Annotated in this window: 15 protein-coding genes; 9 read left to right on the top strand and 6 right to left on the bottom strand. The window is 61.5% G+C overall.

Annotation, left to right across the window (positions count from 1 at the left end):
- Positions 1-4 precede the first annotated feature (4 nt).
- On the bottom strand, positions 5-994 hold the full coding sequence (locus ACSEXS_RS19410) for an ROK family transcriptional regulator (protein WP_438434903.1): 990 nt from the start codon (positions 992-994) through the stop codon (positions 5-7).
- 159 nt (positions 995-1,153) lie between these two features.
- Here ACSEXS_RS19410 and ACSEXS_RS19405 point away from each other — a divergent pair, with 159 nt between their 5' ends.
- The 3 genes from ACSEXS_RS19405 (at position 1,154) to ACSEXS_RS19395 (ending at position 4,607) form a co-directional block, all read left to right on the top strand.
- Positions 1,154-3,055 (top strand): amino acid permease, encoded by a 1,902-nt coding sequence (locus ACSEXS_RS19405; protein WP_438434902.1) that lies wholly within the window; start codon positions 1,154-1,156, stop codon positions 3,053-3,055.
- Between the two features lie 217 nt (positions 3,056-3,272).
- On the top strand, positions 3,273-3,776 hold the full coding sequence (locus ACSEXS_RS19400) for a hypothetical protein (RefSeq protein ID WP_438434901.1): 504 nt from the start codon (positions 3,273-3,275) through the stop codon (positions 3,774-3,776).
- Between the two features lie 111 nt (positions 3,777-3,887).
- Complete coding sequence (locus tag ACSEXS_RS19395; RefSeq protein ID WP_438434900.1) at positions 3,888-4,607, top strand: YebC/PmpR family DNA-binding transcriptional regulator; 720 nt, start codon at positions 3,888-3,890, stop codon at positions 4,605-4,607.
- Positions 4,608-4,858: 251 nt separating this feature from the next.
- Here ACSEXS_RS19395 and ACSEXS_RS19390 read toward each other — a convergent pair whose 3' ends face one another.
- The 3 genes from ACSEXS_RS19390 to ACSEXS_RS19380 all read right to left on the bottom strand — a co-directional run bounded on the left by ACSEXS_RS19390 (position 4,859) and on the right by ACSEXS_RS19380 (position 7,487).
- Positions 4,859-5,455 (bottom strand): hypothetical protein, encoded by a 597-nt coding sequence (locus tag ACSEXS_RS19390; RefSeq protein WP_438434899.1) that lies wholly within the window; start codon positions 5,453-5,455, stop codon positions 4,859-4,861.
- A 280-nt stretch (positions 5,456-5,735) separates the two neighbouring features.
- On the bottom strand, positions 5,736-6,647 hold the full coding sequence (locus ACSEXS_RS19385; protein WP_438434898.1) for an RMD1 family protein: 912 nt from the start codon (positions 6,645-6,647) through the stop codon (positions 5,736-5,738).
- 12 nt (positions 6,648-6,659) lie between these two features.
- Positions 6,660-7,487 carry an RMD1 family protein gene (locus ACSEXS_RS19380; protein WP_438434897.1) on the bottom strand — a complete coding sequence of 276 codons (828 nt, stop codon included), beginning with the start codon at positions 7,485-7,487 and terminating at the stop codon, positions 6,660-6,662.
- Between the two features lie 162 nt (positions 7,488-7,649).
- Here ACSEXS_RS19380 and ACSEXS_RS19375 point away from each other — a divergent pair, with 162 nt between their 5' ends.
- Genes ACSEXS_RS19375 through ACSEXS_RS19355 form a run of 5 tightly spaced genes read left to right on the top strand, consistent with a single transcriptional unit; the run spans position 7,650 to position 12,353 of the window.
- Entirely contained in the window at positions 7,650-8,735 is a 1,086-nt protein-coding gene (locus ACSEXS_RS19375; RefSeq protein ID WP_438434896.1) for an alpha/beta hydrolase, read from the top strand.
- A complete protein-coding gene (locus tag ACSEXS_RS19370) occupies positions 8,732-9,604 on the top strand; it encodes a 4-hydroxybenzoate octaprenyltransferase (protein WP_438434895.1) in 873 nt (290 codons plus the stop codon). The genes ACSEXS_RS19375 and ACSEXS_RS19370 overlap by 4 nt, the downstream gene beginning before the upstream one ends.
- Before the next feature lie 35 nt (positions 9,605-9,639).
- Entirely contained in the window at positions 9,640-10,614 is a 975-nt protein-coding gene (locus ACSEXS_RS19365) for an ABC transporter substrate-binding protein (protein WP_438434894.1), read from the top strand.
- A 57-nt stretch (positions 10,615-10,671) separates the two neighbouring features.
- Positions 10,672-11,526, top strand: a complete 855-nt coding sequence (locus tag ACSEXS_RS19360) for an ABC transporter ATP-binding protein (RefSeq protein WP_438434893.1) — start codon at positions 10,672-10,674, stop codon at positions 11,524-11,526.
- A complete protein-coding gene (locus tag ACSEXS_RS19355; protein WP_438434892.1) occupies positions 11,520-12,353 on the top strand; it encodes an ABC transporter permease in 834 nt (277 codons plus the stop codon). Before ACSEXS_RS19360 ends, ACSEXS_RS19355 begins: the two co-directional genes overlap by 7 nt.
- A 157-nt stretch (positions 12,354-12,510) precedes the next feature.
- Here the strand turns inward: ACSEXS_RS19355 and ACSEXS_RS19350 are convergent, their stop codons facing one another.
- Positions 12,511-16,581, bottom strand: a complete 4,071-nt coding sequence (locus ACSEXS_RS19350) for a S8 family serine peptidase (RefSeq protein WP_438434891.1) — start codon at positions 16,579-16,581, stop codon at positions 12,511-12,513.
- Positions 16,582-16,854: 273 nt separating this feature from the next.
- A complete protein-coding gene (locus ACSEXS_RS19345) occupies positions 16,855-20,994 on the bottom strand; it encodes a S8 family serine peptidase (protein ID WP_438434890.1) in 4,140 nt (1,379 codons plus the stop codon).
- 491 nt (positions 20,995-21,485) lie between these two features.
- Between ACSEXS_RS19345 and ACSEXS_RS19340 the strand changes: the two genes are divergently transcribed.
- Positions 21,486-22,184 carry a YjgB family protein gene (locus ACSEXS_RS19340; RefSeq protein WP_438434889.1) on the top strand — a complete coding sequence of 233 codons (699 nt, stop codon included), beginning with the start codon at positions 21,486-21,488 and terminating at the stop codon, positions 22,182-22,184.
- Positions 22,185-22,314: the final 130 nt, after the last annotated feature.

The raw sequence follows: 22,314 nt of genomic DNA, 5'->3' as shown, positions 1-22,314 counted from the left end.
CGTATTAATCGGCGGCTGCCAGCATGCGGGCGAGCGCCAGGTGATGCAAGCCGTGCAGATAGTCGTCCTCCCAGCCGCTGAGCAGGAGCTCGGGCAGGTGGGCGGCCGGAACGTAGCGCGCGGCTGTCTCGGCGAACCCGGCCAGCTCGGCCTCGGTCGTCTCGCCGCGGCAAAAGACGACGGTGCGCGGATTGAACAGCGCCGCAGAGGCGGCGATCAGCCGGGCAACCGCGTCGGTCCGGTCTCCGGCGAGGGCCTCCTGGAAGTTCCGCTTGTCGTACAGCGGAAGGAAAGAGATTTCGCCGGAGAAGAAGCTATGGCCTCGAACGACCTCGCCGCCTACCAACAGCCCCGCTCCCGGACCGTTCTGGCCAAAGTACAGGTAGAGCAGGGAGTCGCCGGTTTGTCCCCGGCGGGCTTGGTAGCCGAGCGCCGCCGCGTTCATGTCGTTCTCCACGGCTGCAGGAAGCGCAAACCGCTCTTCCAGGTATTCCTGGAGATGAAAATCCCGGTAGCCCGCATACCCGGGAATATGGATAATGCGGCCTGCGCGCACCGCGCCGGGGACGCCGACGGCGATGGCGCGGATGCGGGGATGGGAGGCGACGAGCGCCGCAATCTGATCGGCCAGCCCGTTCCGGTCATCCGGGAGGAAGCTTGCGGCCGCTCCCGTTTCGAGCGTTTCCCCCTTGCCGGTACAGACGGCATAGCGGGTCCCGGTCTTCTCCAGAAATAGGGACAAGCTGAGCATCGACTCCGGAAGATAGGCGTACCGGAGCGCCCGCCGGCCTCCGCTCGATTCATCCCTGCCGAGTGCAAGCACCTCGCCTTGCCGCTCCAAACGGGTCAGCACCTTGCTCACGGTCGGAAAGCTGATTCCGAGCCGCTCGCTGAGCTCGGCCTTCGTCGCGCTGCCGAGCTCCAACAAAGCTCCGCGGACGCCGCCGACAATCGCCTGCGTCCGCTCCTTGGGGATAGAAGGCTGCTCTTTCATGACCCTGGCCTCCTTGGACAAACTTTTTAAAGAACTTTAATAAGTTCAACGCCATCATACCCGAATCGGCTTCCTGTGAAAAGGGCGATTTTTTTACGGGGTGGTTACTTTGCGCTTCCCATGCAAATACTGACGGAAAAAACCGGGGTGGGATTTCGGATGCGAAGGTCGCGCAAGGAGAAGGGCCTGTCCGTGTGGCAGCTCGCGATGCTGGCCTTGGGAACGGTGGTGGGCGGCTCGTTTTTTCTCGGGTCGGCGGTGGCGATTCGGGCGGCCGGTCCGTCGGTATTGATCGCTTATATCGTCGGCGGGGTGCTGGTGTACTGGATCTTGTCGGCGCTGTCGGAGATGACCGTCGCCAAGCCGGCCACCGGCTCCTTTCGGACCTATGCCGAGCAGGCGTACGGGAGGGGAGCCGGGTTCACCGTCGGCTGGGTGTATTGGACGGGCCTTGTGCTCTCCATGTCCAGCGAAGCGATCGCCGCCTCGACGCTGCTTCGCGGCTGGCTGCCCGGCCTGTCGGTGGGGCTGTCCGGAGCGGTCATCATCATCGGCGTGACGCTGCTGAACCTGCTCGGAGCGGACCGCATCGGCAAGCTGGAAAGCGGGCTTGCGGCGGTTAAGCTCGTCGCCATCGGCGCTTTCATCCTGCTCGCCGCCGATCTTGCCATCGGCTTATGGGCGAAGAACATGGGCGGGCTCACGGCTCCCGCCCCGATGTGGGAAGGGCTCGGCCAGTTGTCCAGCGGCAACTGGTTTGCCGGCGGAATCCGCGGCATCGCCGGCAGCATGCTGATGGTGATGTTTACCTATGCCGGCTTCGAGGTGTTGGGGCTCGCCGCATCGGAGACGGCGAATCCGCAGCGGACGGTTCCCCGGGCGATCCGCCTGACCATCCTGCTGCTCGTCTTCCTGTACATCGGGGCGATGGCGGGACTGTTCCTGCTGATTCCGTCGTTTCGGGTGACGGAATCGGTCAGTCCGTTCGTCTCGGCCCTCGCCTTGCACGGCTTCGCTTGGGCCGGAACGGTGATGAACCTCGTGCTCGTGACCGCGATCCTCTCGACGATGCTCGCCTCGCTGTTTGGGCTCGGCCGCATGCTCCGCTCCTTGGCGGAGGAGCGGCTTGCCCCCGAATGGATGCAGGAGAAGACCGAGGTGCCGCGCCGGGGCATCCTGTTCTCGGGTGCGGCCATGCTGGCTGCACTCGGTCTGGGTCTCCTGCTGCCACAGAACGTCTATCTGTTCCTCGTCAGCTCGGGCGGGTTCACGCTGCTGTTCTCCTACGCCATGATCATGCTGAGCCACTACCGGCTGCGGCAGAGGAACAGAGGCCCGCTTACGGCGATGTCGGGCCTGAAGGGCTTTCCTTACACCTCGTGGGTCGCCTCCGTCAGCCTGATCGCGATCATGGCCAGCATGCCGCTCATTCCCGGCCAGGGCAGCGGGCTGGCCGCCGGCGTCCTGTTCGTTGCCCTGTATGCGGGCGGCTATGCGCTCGCGTCGCCGCGGCGGGCGGGCTCCCGCGCCGGGGGAGAGGTGCGCGGCGCCGTGGACCGGCCGGTTTACAGCGCTCTCGGCCCGCTGCGCACCTTTGCCGGACGCCCCGGCTACTCGCTCGAGCTGTCCGAGGAGCTGACGGAGGCGAAGCCTCGCCGTGAACCGGCGGCGCTCCGTCCGTCGGCAGCGGCCGCGGCGGGCGAGACCGGGGAAGCGGAAGCGGCGCAGACGTATGCCGCTCCCGGCCCGGCCGTGCTGCCTCCGTTCGCCGCCGAGGATTCCTCCGGCCTCGAGGGAGTGCCGCCCGCGTACCCGGCGGAAATTCCGGCGCTGTTCCCGCCTCCGGTCTACGGAGACGGGGCGCAGCCCGGCCCGGGCCGCAACAGCGGTGAGCGCCTTTCCGTCGGCGAGCGCCTTTCCGTCGGCGCCGACGCTACCGCTTCCGCCGATCCTGCTCCCTCGCCGTCTGAGCCGGAGCCGAACCCTCCCGCCTCCGGGCCGTCCGCTTCCTTTCCCCCGGTTACGGGAGGGAGAAGGCGTCGGCGGGGCAGGCCCTATTGAAAAGCCGCGCGGCAGTTTGCCGCCCGCTATAGAGTCCTTCCAGTCCCGCGCCTCCTCAGACGCGGGGCTGTTTCCGCTTAGGCCGCGGCAAAGGCCGACTCTGCGCGAAACCTTGTGCTGAAATTCACGTAGCATGCTGCAGGGAGACTCCTTGAATACAGTGGCCGGTTTCTTCCAGACAAAGGAGATACCCGTACCTTGAACAGGGGGAACGATAGTGGGAAATAGGGCATGGAGGTGCGCTGCGGCGGCTCTGGTCTTGAGCCTTGCGCTCGGGGGATGCCGAAGCGGGGCGGCGGAGGAGAAGGGGAAGATCTACAGCGATCCGGCTAAGATCGCCGAGGCGGGAGACAGCTTTACGTTTGCCCACAAAGAAGGGAAGCCGGACGACAAGGGAGGAAAGCTGACCTACCGGGGCTTCAACGGCGCGATCACCTTGTGGACCGTCGAGGGTCGCGAGGATTCAGCGGGAGCGGGAGCCAAGCTGAAGCTGGTCAGCAAGCTTCAAACCCCGAAGGGCCACGCCAAGCTGGTTTATATTCATCCGGATGGAACGGTCCAGCTGCTGCTGGAAGATCAGATCGAGTCGGAGGTCACGGTCCCCGCGGAGAAGGGGACGGGCCGGATCAAGCTGGTCGGTCAAGGGGCAAGAGGCAGCGCCGAAGTGACGTTCACGGCAGACGACGGCATCGCGGTCCACGCCGTGGAGGAAATGGAATAGCCGAAGGCGGACTAGTGCACCAAACAAATAGGGACGAGAGTTGGCGAAGCTGCCAGGAAAAGCTATAATAGAAAGCGATTGTGTATCTTGAGGAAAGCGAGCGATTAACCGATGGGTCGTAAGTGGAATAACATCAAGGAAAAGAAAGCGTCCAAAGATGCCAACAACAGCCGGATCTATGCCAAGTTCGGCTTGGAGATTTATGTAGCCGCCAAGCGGGGGGAACCCAACCCGGAATCCAACCAGGCGTTAAAATTTGTGCTTGAACGCGCCAAGACCTACAACGTGCCGAGGGCGATCATCGACCGTGCGATCGACAAAGCCAAGGGCTCCGGCGACGAGACGTACGACGAGCTTCGCTACGAGGGCTTCGGCCCGAACGGGGCGATGGTCATCGTCGACGCGCTGACCAACAACGTCAACCGCACCGCCTCCGAAGTGCGCGCCGCCTTCAACAAGAACGGCGGCAACCTGGGCGTCAGCGGCTCGGTCAGCTACATGTTCGACCAGACCGCCGTCATCGGCCTGGAAGGCAAGACGGCTGAAGAAGTGCTCGAGCTGCTCATGGAAGCGGACGTCGAAGTCCGCGACATCCTCGAGGAAGAGGACGCGGTCATTGTCTACGCCGAGCCGGATCAGTTCAATGCGGTTCAGACCGCTCTGCGGAACGCCGGCGTGAAGGACTTCACGGTGGCGGAGCTCACCATGCTGCCGCAGAATTATGTCACGCTGCCGCCGGAATCGGTGGCGCAGTTCGAGAAGCTGATCGACGTTCTGGAAGACTTGGACGACGTTCAGCAGGTCTACCACAACGTCGAATTCGAAGACTAATTCGCGGAAGGACCGCAGGCGGCCCTTTCCGTTGCAGAAAAATGGAGAGCAGACGGGCGGAAACGGTCATCCCTGGAGGACCGGGACCGGCTGATCGAAGCACCTTCAAGTTACGCAGCCCTTCTTAGCAGGTTGCGTAATTGAAGGTGTCTTTTTTTCTGGGCATACCTTCTTATTTGGCCTGGCAGGGCGGCAGAGGAGAAGCGAGGGCTACGGGGAGAAAGGCCAATCTTTGCTTCGGAGATTTTACCTTATCTCAAATCATACTTTTTCATAAAGTCGGCTTTCAGCTTCTCGCCAATATCCGAGTGGCTCTTATTTGCCATTATTTCCGGTTGATCGAGATCAAATTTTCCGTTATTCATGTTGATCACCCCGTAGATACCTGGGGAACCCGCTTTTAGAAAAAGAAGGTAATGATGATTTTCTTTCATTTCGGAATAATCTTCAAGGGTTAGCTTCGTTTTGCCGGTAAGTCCTTGATCCATGACAATAGGTTCAATGGCTACAAATGTCTTTCCCGCTCGGATGTTTTCCGATGTCGTATTCTTCAGCACCTTCTCGACTTCCAGCTCGGTTAGGGTATAAAAATCTTGCAGAGTTCCATCGGAATAGGCAGTCTCGACTTTTTGCCGGTCTTCTAGTTTTTTTAGGGGACGGCCTACTAGAATGATCTCTGCCGATTTCTCCAAATCAGCGCTGTTCGTGTATCCCATATAGTTAGCCTGGACAGACACCGTCTTCACGGAAGAAAAAACATAGAAATCGTACAACACCCCGGCTGCGAGGAGAATCGCAAAGGCAGACAAACCAACATACGCCGTTCTTTTGTTGATTAATTTAGCCATAGTCCCCTTCCTTTCGTTATTTGCCCCACTGGTTACGAGTATAGCCATATGAAGAAACCGAGCTGCCGTAGTGGGCAGTTACCGCTAATCCGCTGCTTCTACCGCTTGCTCCTTGCTTCTTCTTGTATAAACACCCTTCCCATGCAGAATGTTGAATAAGTCGGATTGATCGATGAATTGAATCGGTTGGTCAAGGAAAAGGACTCTTCTCCGGCATGGGGCGGGAGAAAAGTCCTTTGTTGGCATGGAGTCGAGGGTAGGCGAGGCCGGCCAAGGCAGCCTAATGATGCAGCAGCAGCCGGGCCAAGGCCCCGAGCGGGAAGAGCAGCAGCAGGAAAATCTCCCAGACGTACAGGCGGTTCTCGTTGGATTCAAAGCTGAGCGAGTTGTGCGTCTTCATGGCGGTGCGCAGGCTGCTCATCTTGCTCTCCAGTACCTCATACCGGTCATTGAGCTCATAATGCTCGGCGAGGGTGTCGTGCAGGCTGCGGCTGTTCCAGCTGTCGGTGTCGGCCGTCGTCCGCTCGAAGATGCGGATGGTCAGGATGCTGTCGAACTCGAATTTCAGGAACTTGGCCAGTACGGCCGAGGAGGTGCGCTTATTGAAGCGCAGCCGCCCCCGCTGGAGGTTCACGATCAGCTGCTCGGACTGGTCGAGGTGGGTGTCCACGTCCGCCTCGATCTTGGTCAGAGCAGCGGATTTGGCGAGCAGGCTCGCCACGAGCGGCAGGACCGGCGGTTCGAGCCGGAAACGGGATGCGGAGCCCTCGAAAGGGGCGAATTCCCCCTCCTCGTTCACGTTCAGCACATGGCTCTCCGAGTAGCGGGCGACCATCGCATAATCGATCTCTTCGACGAGGCCGGAGAGAAATTCGAGGAAGATCTGCTGCTCCCCTTCGTCGAGGTTCAGGAAGGCGGCGCAGCCATACTCAAATAGAAAGACCCGCTTGCCGGGACTGGGCTTTTGCAGGATTCGCTCCAGATGCGATTCGTTCAGCTCCAGGTATTCCTTCCAGCTTGCGGTCCGTTCGATGCGAAAAAACGCAGCCGGCTTCTCCAGGTCGATGGCGGGGCCGATGACGCAGCTTTTGAAGCGGAGAAGACGGGCGGAGTGGGCAGGCGCAGAAGCCATATCCGGTCCGGGGGCCGGGAAGGGAGGCCGAGAAAAGCGGACGGGCTCGGTACCGTGCATGGTTGTCCCTCCTTAGCGGATCACTTCGATGATCATTAGCACGACCTCGGCCACGATCAGGAGCACGATGACCCATTCGACGAAGATCCCCCGGGTGGAGTGGCTGATCGTCGAGAAGCCTTCCATGATGTTGGAGAGGATGGCGGTCTTGCTTTTCAGAATCTCGTAGCGGTCGGTGAGCTCGAAGAATTCGGACATCTGGTGGTAAAATTCGCCCGCCTCGCTGTTGGTCCAAGTGATGTCGGGCTTATCGAGAATCATGATGTAGGCGATGGTGTTGTATTCGTGGCGGACGATGCGGGCCGTAGTCTTGGCGAGCTCCTTGTCGCTGATGCGCAGGTTGGCCTTTTCCAGGCGGTCGATCATCGTCTCGGTCCGGTCAAGGATCTTGCCGAGCTGCTCCTCCGTCTTCTCCAGGGCGACCGACTTGGCGAGCACGGTGGAGATCAGCTCTGGGTAAAAGAGTTCAAATTGCGGCACGGTCACGTATTCGTCGGTGAGGTGAAGCGTCTCGGTGCCGCCGATGTGCAGGCGGTAATCGTCGGTGTAGCGTTCGAAGTCGGCAATGTTGATTTCGGGCTCGAACGATTTCATGTATCGCAGGAACCGGGTCACTTCGGAAGGCCCGGCATGATTGATAAAGACCACGCTGCCGAAGGAGAAGACCAGCACCTTTTGCTCGGGCGCGGCGGGGCCCGCAAGGATCGTCTCGAGAATTTCATCCTGAAGCACGAGCGGCTCTTCCCAGGTGTATTTCTTGGGAATCCCGCAGTCGAGCGCGAGCTTATTCAGGTCGATCTCATGGGTGATGGCGTAAGCCTTGAAGGTCATCGTATTCATCGGGGTCAGCCTCCTATCCCCAAGAGTATACCAAGCCCGGGCACCGTGGCAAATGCGCATTGCCGCAAGCGCTTGCGCGAATTTTCGTTTGATATCCGGGCGGTCAGTACCTATACTGGTTTTATGCATGTGTGAGAAGATTCACAGAAAAGAGATGAGAGTGTGCCTAGCGCGGAAAGCATAGCGATCAAAGAACAACTGACAAAAGAAGGCTTCTGCGACAAGTGGCGGAGCAAGGAAGCGATCCGGGCGTACGTGGCGGAGCTGCCGCCGTACCCGGCCCTGCCCCCTCGCCGGGAAGGCTGGCAAGCCGCTGCCTTTACCGATGAAGACGGGGAGCGGATGGACTATTTTGCGAGCGCCGCCCTGAAGCCCGGGGACCCGGCGGTCGTCTATTTTCACGGCGGCGCGTATATCGAGGAGATCCTGCCGCCGCATTTTGCCTTCGGCCGGGCGCTTGCCGCGGGAACCGGACTGAACGTCGTCCTGCCCAACTACCCGGTGATCCGCTTCAAGGGCAGCCCTGAGGATGCGAATGCGATCACGGTGGGAGCCGAAGCGCTGAACCGGCTCGCCGCGGGCTTCTGCCGATTCGTGCAGGACGCGGCTTGCGGAGGACCGCTGCACCTGATCGGCGATTCGGCGGGAGCGGCGCTCGCCCTGAACGCCGCGCGGGCACTCGCCGAGGCGGGCCGGCCGGCGGCGAGCCTCACGCTGCTGTCGCCGTGGGCCGACGCCGCCACGGACAACCCGTTCATCGCCCGGCTCGGCCTGCCCGGGCGGGACGTGTTCCTGCAGCCGCCGGGACTCGGCGAGATCGGGCGGCTGTTCGCGGAGGCGGATGCGCCCGCGGCGGAGCGTGCGGCCGCACTTAAGCGCCCGCCCGCGAGCCCGCTGTTCGGGCCGCTCGGCGGCCTGCCGCGGACGCTCCTGCTCATCGGCACCGCGGACTGCCTGCTGCCCGATGCGCGGCTCCTGCGGGACAAGCTGGCGGAGGCCGGCGTACCGCTTGCGTACCGGGAGTTTCCCGAGATGATGCACGCCTGGCCGCTCTTTCCCATGCCCGAAGCGGAGGAGGCGCGGACGGTCATTGGCTCGTTCCTCGCGGCGGAGCGGCCATTGGATGGACCGGGCGATGCGGATTCGGCCGGAGCGGACGGTGCGGGCGGAACGGATGGATCGGGACCGGGCGGAATCGGCTTGGCGTCCGATGAACCCTCAATTGCGGAACCGGGAGGAACGCCATGACGCTGCTCCGCCGCTTCTACGGCAAGCTCCACGATTACGGGGTGCTGGTGATGTTCCAGCACACGATCTTTTCCTTCGCCTTCGCCTTCGTGTCGCTGCTGCTCGCGTCGCACGGCCTTCCCGGCTGGCGGCTGCTCGCCGTCATCCTCGTCGCGCTGCTCGCGGCGCGGACCGGGGCGAATGCGCTCAACCGGGTGATCGATGCCGAGTTCGACAAGCGCAATCCGCGCACGGCGAACCGGCAGATTCCCCAGGGCAAGATGAGCAAGCGGGAAGCGCTCGTCCTGTCCGTCGTCTGCTTTGCGGTAACGCTCGCCGCGGCCTTTACGCTTAACCCGCTCTGCGCCGTCTTGGCTCCTCCGGCGATTTTTTTTATGGTGATCTACTCGTATACGAAGCGGTTCACGCCGCTGTGCCACCTGGTGCTCGGCTTCACCTGTTCGATCGCGCCGGTCGGCGCCTGGCTTGCGGTCACCGGCCACTTCGGCTGGACGCCGATCTTCCTCGCCGGAGCCAACATGCTCTGGGTGGCGGGCTTCGACATCATTTACGGGGCGCAGGACGCGCAGTTTGACCACGCCAACGGGCTCTATTCGATGGTGACGGAGTTCGGCGTCCCGTTCGGGCTGGTCATCTCGACGATTTTCCATGCCGTCGCCCTGGCGTGTCTGATCGTGGTCGGACTCCTCCGTCCCGAGTTCGGATGGATCTATTACGCCGGTGTGGCGGCCGTCTTCGTGCTGCTCGTGATCGAGCACCGGGTGGTCCGGCCCGATCATTTGCAGCATGCGACCTTCGCTTCCTATAACATCAACGAGCTGGTGAGCGTGGTTTTTCTCGCCTGCGGCGTGCTCGATGTCTTTCTGTAAAACCCTATGATCTTATTCAAGAGAGGATTCCTGCTATGAAACCGGTAAAATCGCTTATGCAACTCACTTTGCTCCTGTCGGCCGTATCCCTCGCGGCGGCGGGCTGCGGCAAATCCGATTCGGCAAGCCCGTCCGCTTCGCCGGTCGCCACCGGCAAAGCCCCGGTAACGCTGTCCCTTGGCATGCTGCCCGCCACCGACGAAATTCCGTTCATCCTGGCCCATCAGCAGGGCTTTGACGCGAAGCACGGCGTCACGATCGACGTGCAGACGTTCAAGAGCGCCAAGGACCGCGACGCCGCCTTCCAGGCCGGCAAGCTGGACGGCGTCAGCGCCGACCTCGTCGCCATTGCCATCTACAACCAGGGCGGCCTGGATGTGAAGATCACCAGCACCACCGTCGGCGAATTCAGCCTGCTTACCGGTAACGATGCGATCCAGCAGGTGGCGGACCTGAAGGGAAAATCCTTGATTTTCTCGAAGAACACGGCGACCGAATATACCGTCGCCCGCATGCTGGAGAAAGCGGGCCTCAAGGAAGCGGACATTCGGGCCACCGAGGTGCCGCAGATTCCGACGCGCCTGGAGCTGCTCAAGAACGGCAAGGCCGACGCGGCGATTCTGCCGGAGCCGTTCGTGACGATGGGCAAGGCGGCGGGCCTGCGCGTGCTGTCCACCTCGACGGAGGCGGGACTGGAACCGTTTGTCATCGGCATCCCGCAGAAGGTGCTGAGCGAGAAGGCCGACGCGATCAAGGGCCTGTACGCCGCTTATAACGAAGCGGTCGATTACATGAAGTCCCACGATCAGGCCGAGTACCTGGATCTGCTGATCAAGACGGTCGGCTATCCGGAAACGCTGAAGACGGAGATCCGGGTGCCCGAGTACCCGCACGCCGGGCAGGCCGATCCGGCGCAGGTGGATGCGGCGTTTGCCTGGGCAAAGACGAAGGGACTCTTGAAGAAGGACCTCGCGGCCAAAGACGTGCTGTCGGACGCCGGTATCCAGTAACCGTCGCAGGCTGTTCGCGGCGTGCGGCGCACGGTTCGGGGAAGGAAGGAGACGGGCATGGAACGCACAGACAAGGATACCGATGAACGGAGCCTGAGCCCCGGCGCGGCGAGGGAGGCTTACGCCTCCGAAATGGACGCGGCGGGCGGCGAGCCCGAGGCAGGCCTGACCCTCACAGGGCTGACGGTCGGATACCCCGGCGGAGGACGGCCGCTGGAGGATTTCTCGCTCGCGCTGCCGGAGGGGAGCCTCACCTGCATCATCGGCCCCTCCGGCTGCGGCAAGTCGACGCTGCTCCGCGCCGTCGCCGGACTCGTCCGCCCCGAGGCGGGCAGCATCCGACTGGGCGGCCGGGCGGTGGAGCCGCGCGGCACGCGCATCGGCTTCGTGCCGCAGAGCTTCGGCCTCCTGCCGTGGAAGACGGCGGAGGCGAATATCGCCGCGGCGATGAAGCTGTCGCTGCCGCGGCAGGACAAGCGGACCCGCAGCGGCGAGATCCGCCGCTGGCTGGATGCCATGGGCATCGCCGGGCTGGCCGGCCGCTATCCGCTCTCCCTGAGCGGCGGCCAGCAGCAGCGGGTGGCGATCGCCCGCGCCTTCGCGCTGCGTCCGGAGCTGCTGCTCCTGGACGAGCCCTTCTCCGCGCTCGACGCGATGACCCGCGAGAGCATGCAGCGGCTGTTGTGGCGGAGCTGGCGGGAGCATCCCGCCACCGCCCTGTTCGTGACGCACGACGTGGAGGAGGCGGTTCTCCTCGGCGAGCGCATCCTGGTCATGCCGAAGGAGCGGGGAGCGGGAATGCAGCTCCTGGACAACCCGGCGAGCCGGGTGGAGTGGGAGGCGCGGCGGGAGAGCGACGCGTTCTTCGAGCAGGTCAAACGGGTGCGGAGGGTGATTCAGGACCAATGGTAACGGAATCGAATCGGAATTCTCCTGCCGCTCCGTCGTCTTCTTCTTCGGCGGAAGCAGCCGCCTGCGTCGCACGATCCCGACCTGGACGGTGGAAGCGCGCTCTGACGCTGCTCGGCGTTCTGGCCGGGCTGCACCTGCTCTGGTATCTCGCCGCGCTGGCGATGAACAATGCCATCCTGCCGACGCCCGGTCCCGTGTATGCGGCGCTGGACGACCTCGCCCGTGCCAACATCGGCCGCCATGTGGCGTACAGCCTGTACCGGATTGCGGCCGGCATCGCCTGGTCGCTCGCCGTCGGCCTGGCCGTCGGGCTCACCATGGGGCGCTCTCCGCTGTGGAACAAGCTGCTCGATCCGGTCGTCTATCTGACCTACCCGATTCCGAAGATTGCGCTCTTGCCGGTGGCGATGCTGCTGCTGGGCTTGGGCGAGGCCTCCAAGATCGTATTGATCGGCCTCATCCTCGTCTTCCCGATCATCATCGCCGTCCGCGACGCCGTCAAGGCGATTCCCGAGGAGAGCTACGACATCTTCACCACGCTCGGAGCCGGCAGCCCGGCTAAATTCCGCCATGTCACTCTGCCGGGCGCCCTGTCGGTCATCCTGAGCACGGTGCGGATCTCGCTCGGCACCGCCATATCGGTGCTGTTCTTTACCGAAATCTACGGCACGCAGTACGGGATGGGCTTCTTTATCATGGACGCCTGGCTGCGGATGGACTACGCCCAGATGTACGCCGGTATTCTCGTGCTGAGCGCGGTGGGCTTCCTGCTGTTCTGGATTGTCGACCTGCTGGACGCCGTCTGGATGAAATGGCGGCGGAGGTAGCGATTGAAGAGGAAAGCTGGGCAACCGGACAACAGCAGCCTAACGCATCCCGGCCTTCTGGCGCCTGTGCGGAATGGCATCCGAATTGGAAAATGAAACGCCTGCCTCTCATTCCGCTTGGCGGAGAGAGGCAGGCGTTTTGTTGCGGAATGAGATTCTACTCGATCAGGCCTATCCCGTTCAACAGCCGATACAGCGAACGGGCGGCGAACTCGCGGGAAGCCGCATTCTTCGGGCGATAGAAGCGGCTGCTTCCCAGGGTGTAGCCTTCCAGCACACCGGACGCCGTCAAGGCGTTCACACTGTCCTTGGCGAACGCGGACAAGGCCGGTTCGTCCTTATACGCGGATGCTGAGGCCTGCCCGGCGGGCAGCTTCATTCCGGTAAGCCGGAGCGCCCGTTCCAGGAGAACCGCGAGCTCCTCGCGGGTCAGCTTGGCGTTGGGAGCGAAGCGGCCGCCGCCGACCCCTTGGACGAGGCCGGCTTCGGTTGCCGCCGCTACCTCGGAGGCGAACCAGTCCGTGCTGCGTACGTCGCGGAAGGCAGCGGCTCCGGATGCGCTCAGCCCGAGCGCCCGCACGAGCATGGCGGTGAACTCGGCGCGGGTGAGGCTGCCCTGCGGCGAGAAGGTCGTGGCCGAGGTGCCGTCAAGGATCCATTTGGCGGCCAGGGTTTGGATCTCGCTTGCCGCGTAGGAGGAAGCCAGGTCGGTAAAGGCCGTCTGGCGGGAGGCCGCCGCATAGACGGAGAAGCCGGGGCGGCTCACGGTCACGAGCGTCGTCCCGTCCGGCTGCTTGGCAAATACCGAGGCAACGGGCGTCACGGCGCCGTTTTGTTCGACGAGCACGCCCGCCTTGCCCGGCTCGACCGAACCCGGCACGGTGAAGGAGCGTTTGATGAAGACGCCGCTCGGCACCGTGAGCGGGACTTCGCCTGCGGGTGTCCGCCAGACGGCTTCAAACGACACCGGCGTTCCGATGCCTTTGCCTTGCTCCGCTGTGATCCGGGCCGTCATCGCTTCGTTGGCGGCGGAGGAACCGATCGTAAGCTCCAATTGTCCGGCCGCGGCGGGAGCTTTTTTCAGCAAGCCGGTCGGCAGGGCAAAGGCGGCGTTTCCGGCTCTGAAGACCAGCGTGCTTCCGTCGGCCAGGGCTGCGAGGCGCGCGCTTTGGTCTGCCGTTAGCGACAGGCGGACGGAGCCGCCTGCTTCCTTGCCGGACACGAGGATCGCCGCGTTCGCCGATCCGGCCGTTTGGACTGCCCGAGCAAAGTCGGCTTCGGACAGCGTCAGCACCGTTCCGGCTTCGGTCTTGGCCGCTGTGGGCACCACCGACACCGCGCGCTGATCCGGTGCGATCACGGCCTTGGCTCCGCTGTCCGGAACCGGAGCGGGATCGGACGATGTTCCGGATGTTGGAGCCGGAGCGTTGTCGATTTTGAACGACGTCATCCAGCTGAACGGAGTTTGCGATCCGTCGGAACCGATTGCGACCGCTGCCACATAGAACTTGTAATACCCGTCCGGCAGCGAAATGTACACCGGTTTGCCGCTGCCGTCGACGATCGGCGTTCCGTCCGGTTTTGCGCTCACGCAGGTCCCGTTAAAGGTGTAGGTATACGGCCCCCTTCCCAGGGGAGCGGTGGTGGCCATCTTCAGATCGAGGAATCCGACCGCATTGTTGTTTTTGTCCGCCACCAATACCTGCAGCAGGGCAAATGCGTAGTTCGGCGCCAGCGAGAAGGTCAGCTTCGTGCTGTTCCCGGTTTCCCGCTTCGGATAAATCAGCTTGTCCGAGACGGCCAGGTCGCGAATGCCGATCCAGGGATAGGAGGGCATCTGGGTTCCGATGTAGGCGATGAAGGGGAGCCTGAGCTCCGGCTGGCCGGGAGAAGCGACGATGACGACACCCTCGGACTGGGCATTCAGGGCGGCGGACTCGCTTGCCTGAAGGGTCAGGCTGAAGGCGGCCGTTCCGTTCGCGGAAAGCCGGACATCGGATTGGCTGAGCTCGGCGGTTACCCCTGCCGAGGGACCGCCGGCCTTCCACTCGATGCGGGCGGAGTAGGCGAGCGGCTCTGCGCTCTTGTTCGTGAGTCGAAGGGTCTGGAGCTGCGGACCGCTTCCCGGACGGACGAGGCCGAAGCTGGCGGATGGATTGGGGTTGTCAAAGTTCAGCGGTTGATACCGTTCGTCCAGAATGCGGATGGGCTGAACGGCCGTCAGCAGGACCGGCGTCTCGATGGCCTTTTGCACGTCGGCCCGTCCGGCTCCCTGCGCGTTGGCCGTCTGCCCGATGTCGTGAGCGGTGTTGGCCAAAGCCGCTCGAATATCGAACGGCGTATAGCCGGGATGGGCTTGCTTGATCAGCAGCGCAAGGCCGGATACATGCGCCGCCGCCATACTGGTGCCGGACTGCCGGTCGTAGGCATCGGCGTAGGAGGAGCCGGAAGCGGCCGGGACGGTGGACAGGATCGACTGGCCGGGCGCGATCAGGTCGGGCTTGATGCTGAGCGCGGCATCCACGTTCGGTCCCTGGGAGCCGACGCGCGAGAGCTGATCGCCCGGCATGAATGTGGCCGTGAGATCCGGATTAAAAGAAAAATTCAAGTGCGTCTTGGGATTGTCGTGAAGTGCCCGGGCGAGCGCCCGTCCATCCGTTCCTTTAAGGTCGAACACAGGCAGGTATTGGGGGCTGTCCTCCAGGTAGACTTGGCTGTATCCGTCATATCCCGCGACGGATGGGCTGAGATTGATCAGGCCCTTCTGTGAATAGGCGGCGTTGTTGAAGTGAACGACCGCCAGCGCGTGGTGGGCCTTGGCCGTCTTGATCTTGGTCTCGAACGGCAGGTCGCCGCGCGAGATCAGCACCACCTTGCCGGCGACATCCGCTTGCGCGTAATCGGCTTCCCGGCCGAGGCCGACATAGACGATTTCCCGGGGGGTACCGTCGAGCAGCTTCTGAAAGTCCAGCGGCTTGCTTCCCTGCGCCATGATCTGGTACTGATAGGTGCTGTAGGTGACCGACGTGACCGATTCAGCCGCCGAGGATTCGGGCTCGGGATCGGTTGCCGTGTCGGGGTCAACCGCGGCGGCGGGATTCGCCGAGAGCACAGGAGTGAGACTCCCCGTGTACTGGTTGGCCGGCAGCGTGCTGGCGCCTACGGCGATGCCGAGCTGGGCCACGGCGAGCGAGCCGAGCGAGCCCGGCAGCCCGCTGTTGCCGGAGGCGGTGATGACGGTGATGCCCTGCCGGACGGCATTGTTGATGGCGACGACCTCGGGTGAGTTGAGATCCTGCTCCACGGAGCCTCCAAGGGAGAGGTTCAGCACATCCACCTTGTCGCGGATCGCATGCTCGATTCCGTCGAGAATGAGCGCGGAGGTGGCCACGTAGGAATCGGGATTAGAGGGGTCCTGCAGAAAGAAGGATTTGTATACGTAGAGCTCGGCATCGGGTGCGACGCCCCGATGATGCAGAGCGCCGTCCGCCTGGGAGTCTCCCCGGCCGACCAGAATGCCGGCGACATGCGTGCCGTGGGCGCCGGGGTTGTCCGTGGGGTCGTTATCCCGGTTGACGCTGTCATACCCGCCCCGGTACGCGGCGGCGATATCCGGATGATGGATATCCACGCCCGTGTCGACCATGCCGACCTTCAGCCCTTTTCCGGTATAGCCCGCCGCTTGGGCGAGATCGGCATTCGTCTGCTTCAAAGGAGCCGTATCCGCATAGAGCGCGGCAGGGTCCGGGCTCGCGGCAATCTCCGTATCCGCATAGGGCGAGACGGTGTCTGTCACGGTAATCTCCGTATCCGCCAAGGGAAGCAAGGCGGTGTTCGGGTAGATGGAAGCCACGCCGGGCAGCGCGGCCAGGTTGGGAATCCGGTTGGCGGGCAGCGTGGCGGCAAAGCCGTTCAGCGCGTTATGGTAGCGCACCTCGACCGCCAACGGGATGCCCGCGGCTTCGGCGGCGTCCAATACGGCCTGCTGACCGGCATTCGCGTCCTCGCCTCCGCCTGCCGAAGTTCCCTTCAATTGAACGATGACACTGATGTTCCCGGGCGATGCGGTGTCCAGGTTCGCCGACAGGATCGCTCCGGAAGAAGCGGGAAGCGCCCCCTGAACGGACGACTGAGCCGACGGCGCCGCGCCGGCGGTGCCGAATGCTCCGTTTATCACAAGAGCAGCGGCGATGGCAAGAGTGGATAGAGTGCGGAATCCCTTCTTCAAGATAAAAGTCCCCTCCGTCAGAATGTAATGGCTTGCAGCATTTCCGGAAGAGGGTGACAGACAGGGCTGCGGACCGTAGCTCATACTCTTCAGGAAAAATTTCCAAACTTTACTAGCAAACCGATTCTATCATATTCTTTTTGCAGAAATCTATAAATTCCTGTCGACGAAGCGCAGATTAGCAGAAGATTTGAGAGAAAAATGAAAAAGCCCTCTTCCCCGGAAGTCCGGAAAAGAGGGCTTGAAGCTTCGAAACCTTGCGGCCGGGCGAAATCAGTCGCTCAGGCCGGCCTTGACGAGCAGTTCGTGCAGGGCGGCTGCGGCAAATTCACGGGTGGCCGATACGGCCGGGCGGTAGAAGGAGCCGCCGGCTTGATCGTACCCGCCGAGAACGCCCGCTTTCGAAAGGGATGTCACGCTGTCCTTGGCGTAAGCCGCGACACTGGCGTCATCCTTGTACGGTACGTACGGAGAGGAACCGATCGGCTTCAGCTCGATGCCGGTCAGCTTGAGCGCGCGGTCGAGAATGACCGCGAGGTCCTGCCGGGTGACCTTGGCGTTCGGATCGAACTTGCCGCCTCCGATGCCCTTCACCAGGCCCGCATCCGTAGCGGCTGCGATATCGGCCGCAAACCAGTCGCTCTTCTTCACGTCCTTGAACTGGGTGGTTGCCGTCGCATTCAACCCAAGCGCCCGGACGAGCAACGCGGTAAATTCGGCTCGCGTCAGGTTGGCTTTCGGCGAGAAGGCGGTGGCGGTTGTGCCGTTGATGATCCACTTGTTGGCAAGCGCCTGGATGTGCGAGGCTTGCGCCGATGCCGCAATATCGGTGAAAGCAACGGTGCGGATCGCCGCGGCGTAGACGGAGAAGCCCGGCCGGTTGACCGTGACGACGGTCGTGCCGTCTGATTGCTTGGCGAAGACGGACGATACCGCGGTCACCACGCCGTCTTCTTCAAACAGGACGCCGGCCGTGTTCGGCTCGATGCTGCCCGGTACCGTGAAGGAACGCTTGATGAAGATATTGCTCGGCGTTCCGACCGGTTTGCTGTCGGTTGCCGTTACCCACTTGGCTTCGAAGGAAGCCGGCGTTCCAACCAGCTTGCCGTCGCCGAGCTTGGCGGTGAAGGCGCTCTTGGCGTCGTCGGCCGCTTTGACGGTAACTTCCAGGGCTGCGCCTGCGGGCGCGCCGGTGACAAGAGCGATCGGCAACGCGACGGCGGAACCGCCTGCACTGAAGACCACGGTGCTCTTGGCCGGCAGCGAGGCGATCAGCTTCACTTGATCGGCGGTGAGGCTCAGCTTGGCGTTCGTATCCTTGCCTCCGTCGATCAAGACGGCGGCTGCGGAGGTCCCGGCCGACGAGATGGCCGATTTCAGGCCGTCGTCCGTAACCGTAACCGTGGTCACGCCATCCTTGCTGGCGGCGGCAGGCGTTACGGTAACTTGCTTCAAGCCTTGATCCACCACGGCGGATGCGGCTTGGTTAGCGGCGGGAGCGGTCGGAACCCCAATGGGGCCGGTGTAGCTGGCGGTGGAATTGTCGACATAGAAGGAAGTGACGTTCTGGTAAGCCAGACTGTTCCCCTTCTTGTCTTTGGCGACCTTGCCGTCCGCCGTGAGCTGGGCGGCGATCACGACGAATTTGTAGGTGCCGTCTTTGAGATTGGCGCGGATCGGCTCTCCGTTTTCGTCGAAGATCAGATTGCCCTTGCTGTCGACCGTATAATACGATCCGTCGAACCCGGTCCATTCGTACGTATCGGCCGCGAAGCGATCCGTGATCTTATCCTTTCTATCGATGTCCCAGATGCCGATCGTTTCATCGTCGAGATTGACGACATCCACCTCGATGTAGTTGGTCACGCTAGTGTTAAGCCGGAACGACAGGTCGGTGGTCTTTTGGTAGTTGCGGTTCGGATAGAGCTGCTTGTTCGTCAAGCTCAACTGATCGAGCTCCGTGAACGCGGAGGGAGTGTCGCCGACATGGACCACGAACGGAAGGCGAAGCGTCGGCACTCCATCCGCCGTCAAGACGACGGAGCCTTCATACCAAGCGTCAGCCGGGACATCGCTGCCGACGGTCAAAGTGAGATTGAAGTCGGACTTTTCGTTGGAAGCCACGCTGACGGTAGCCGGTACCGCCGCCGTCAAGCCTTCGGCTCCCATTTCAGGCAGCCATTCCACGTGGGCGGCATAGGTCAGGGCTTGTTCCGATGTATTCTTCAATTCCAATTGCTTAATGGAGGAATCACCGGCCGCAACGAGTCCGAAGCTGGCTGTCGGGTTGTAGTTCGTCACGGATATGGGATTGAAATACTTGCTCAGAATGGTAATCGGCTCAACCGCCGTAAGAAGCGCCGGTGTCAGGATGGCGTTCTTGACGTTGGCGCGGCCGGGACCGGAGAAGTAATAATCATGGTATCCATACTGATCGGTCGCATCCAGAGGATCGGCCGTGTTGGCCAGCGCCGCCCGGATATCAAACGGCGTATAGCTCCGGTGGGCATCCTTGATCAGGAGGGAGAGCCCGGCCACATGCGGCGTAGCCATGCTGGTGCCGCTAATCCGGTTGTAGGCCTTGTCGTAAGAGGCATCGGGGTACTTCTTCTTATAGGCGGGCCAGGTCGACATGATATTGACACCCGGAGCGCTGATGTCCGGCTTGATGCTCATACTGGCATCAAAGTTCGGTCCGAACGAAGTGAAGTCGGCGAGCTGGTCGCCGGGTGTAATCCAGGACTCATACTTCGTCGGGTTGAATTGGATGCTGACGGTTTGGCCTTTATTGGCAATCAAATCGGCCAGTCGGCGTCCTTCCGCACCCTTCATGTTGATGGTAGGGATATAATCGTACGAGTCTCCCAACACATACGGCGTAAAGTTCACCGGGTCTGTGGAAATATAGTCATCGAGCTCGGGAGAGATACTGGCCGTAAAGTCGGGAGCGGTTCCGTTGGCGCGGCCGTTATACAAGATGATGGCTTTGGCATTATGCTCCTTGGCAATCGCGATCTTATCGACGAAGGCGAGCGAGCCGCGTGAAACGAATACGATCTTATCCGTTACATCGAGACCCTTGTAGTCCGCATCGGCGCCGAGTCCGGCATAGACCAACTGATAGACGGTGTCCCCGAAAATGGAGTTGAAATCCTCATGGGTGGGCTCCCAGCCCATCATATGGAATTCCCCGTACGTAGCGTAGGTAGCGTCCGCTACGGAGTTTCCGGTTGCCGTAGTCGGATTAAATTTACCCTTGAAGTTCTTGGAGTTGCTGGTGACCGCACCAACCGATATGCCGAGCTGGGCAGCAGCCGGCGAACCCATGGTACTATAACCGGGGCCATTATTGCCGTTGGCAATAACGGCGGTGACTCCGGCCAGAACGGCATTGTTAATGGCGATCGAGTCCGGAGAATTGACGTCCTTCTCGGAGTCGGAGCCGAGGGACAGGTTGATGACATCCATGCCGTCCTGCACGGCACGCTCGATGCCGTCGATCACTTGCGCGGAGGAACCGCTGGACTTCGTCGGTTCTTCCGGATTTCGGCCGAGAACCTTATAGGCGTAGAGCTCAGCTCCGTAAGCGATGCCCTTCTGGACAATTTCGCTGGTCGGGTTCTTGAACTGGCCGATGATCGTACCGGCCACGTGAGTACCGTGATAAGTGCCTTCATAGCCCGTGCCCAGCGGATCGTCTTCCTTGGTCAAAGGGGGCTCTTCATAAGGATCGTTATCGTTCTGGAAGGAATCATAGCCGCCTTTATAGGCGTCCTTGATATCGGGATGCAGATAATCGACGCCCGTGTCGATGACGCCGATTTTGAGGCCTTTGCCCGTATAGCCGTGAGCCCAAGCCCAGTCGGCTTCCACCTGGTGGACCGGAACGGCGTCGTAAGTGGCGTCTGTCACGCCCGCTTCCTCGTTCGGCAGCACGTACCACGTGCTGTTCTCGTGAATCGAGACGACGCCGGGGATCTTCGCGAGGTCGGGAATCTCGTTGGCGGGAACGGTAACCTCAAAGCCGTTCAGCACCGTGTCGTACCGATAGTTGACCGCGAGGTCAATTCCCTTGGCCTCCGCCTTCTTGAGCACGGTGGACTGCTGCGTGTTCACGGAAGCCTTCAACGAGTCGGCGGAAAGGGAAGCCGAGGCGATTCCCTGGCGTGCGGCTGCGATCCCGGTGGCCGCCGGTTGATTGCTGAGCTGAACGATGACGCGGACCTTTTCGTTCGAAGACGTATTGATCTTCGAAGAGATGACGGGTTGGGCCGTGCCCGCCAAGGCTTGCCGGTTGAGTACGCCGTCTGCCGAAGTAAGTCCGGATGCCGCGGAAGCGAACCCGGGAATGCCGCTGACCGTGACGCCGAGCGCCAATGTCAAAATGGACAGTTTCGTTAAACCCTTCTCCAAAAAGAATCCCCTCCATCATCCTGTATGTACCTCTCATCCCTCCGCTGGATGCTCTGAATCTCCTTCTGCCTTCAGAGGACGGACTTCCAGTAGAGCGGCAAGAATAGTAAGAAGATTCTACCATCCCTTTTCATGAAAATCCATATGAAATGTTAATAAATTTAACATTTGGTTAGATAAAAAAGGATTATATTTCATCTAGAAAAGGGTATATATCACTACAAGAGGAATAATAAGATAAAATGTTCTAATAGAGATGAGTGATAATAGTTATCATGTTATCAAAAATGACAAAATATCGTTTCAAATAGGCGGATGATGTCAAAAAAAGAAGAGTCGGTTTTTACGAGAGTTTTGCATAACCGACTTAGGGCAGAGGCCAAGCCGGTTGGAGCAAAAGCCAAACCGGCGCCGTAGCGGATTGAAACCTTTTGCTTCCGGCGTCCGTCCAATAGAGGTATTTACAATTTCCCATCAAGGAGACGATTGTGATGACACGCGTATATAAAACCCTGACCGCTTCGCTTGCTCTCGCCGGCGCGCTGACGCTGACGGCCTGCAGCTCGAACGGCGACGGCGGCACGGCGAGCCCGTCCGCTTCCATCCCGCCGTCTTCGGCTTCTCCGGCAACCGCCGCGCCAACGGCCTCCGCCGCGCTTCCGAGCGCATCGGCTCCGTCCGCTTCGGCTTCTCCGGCCCCGGCGGATACCGCCAGCCCCGCCGCAGGAGGAACCGCCGCACCTGCCGCTTCCGACGTATCCAAGCAGATTCAGGAGATGATGAAGCTGGCCAAGGAGGGCAAGGCACCGGGATTTTCCTATGTCGTCCACAAGAGCCTGATCGACGATGTCTATAAGGATTGGGGCAAGGCCGACAAGGAAGACCCGTTCGGCAGCGCAGGCATTTATTCCACCTATGACAAAAAGAATGCGGTGATCGGCTGGAACAAGGGCAGCCAGATCTTCGATATCCGGTCGAGCGCCCCCGAGCTGCAGAAGCTCACCTTGAAGAACATCGAAGGCGAGCTGGGCAAGCCCGACGACATCAAGGAGAACGGGAACGATAAGATTTACATTTATCATGCGGGCGACGAGTACCAGCTTAAGTTCATCATTCCGGCCGCTACCGGGAAGGTCGACCATATCTCCGTCTTTTCTCCCCGCGGTGCGACCAATAACATGGCCAACTAAATAGGAAGCGTAAAGGAACGCGGGAAGCCTGAGGGCTTTCCGCGTTTTTTGGGTTGCGTTCAAGGGAAACGAGGGGAGGAAGACCCGGCAGGCTATGGGAAACGATGCTAACGACTAACGATGCTAACGA

Origin of the sequence: Gorillibacterium terrae (assembly GCF_051594785.1) — a bacterium.
In the GTDB taxonomy this organism is placed as follows: Bacteria; Bacillota; Bacilli; order Paenibacillales; family NBRC-103111; genus Gorillibacterium.
This window is presented reverse-complemented; position numbering and strand designations above follow the sequence as displayed.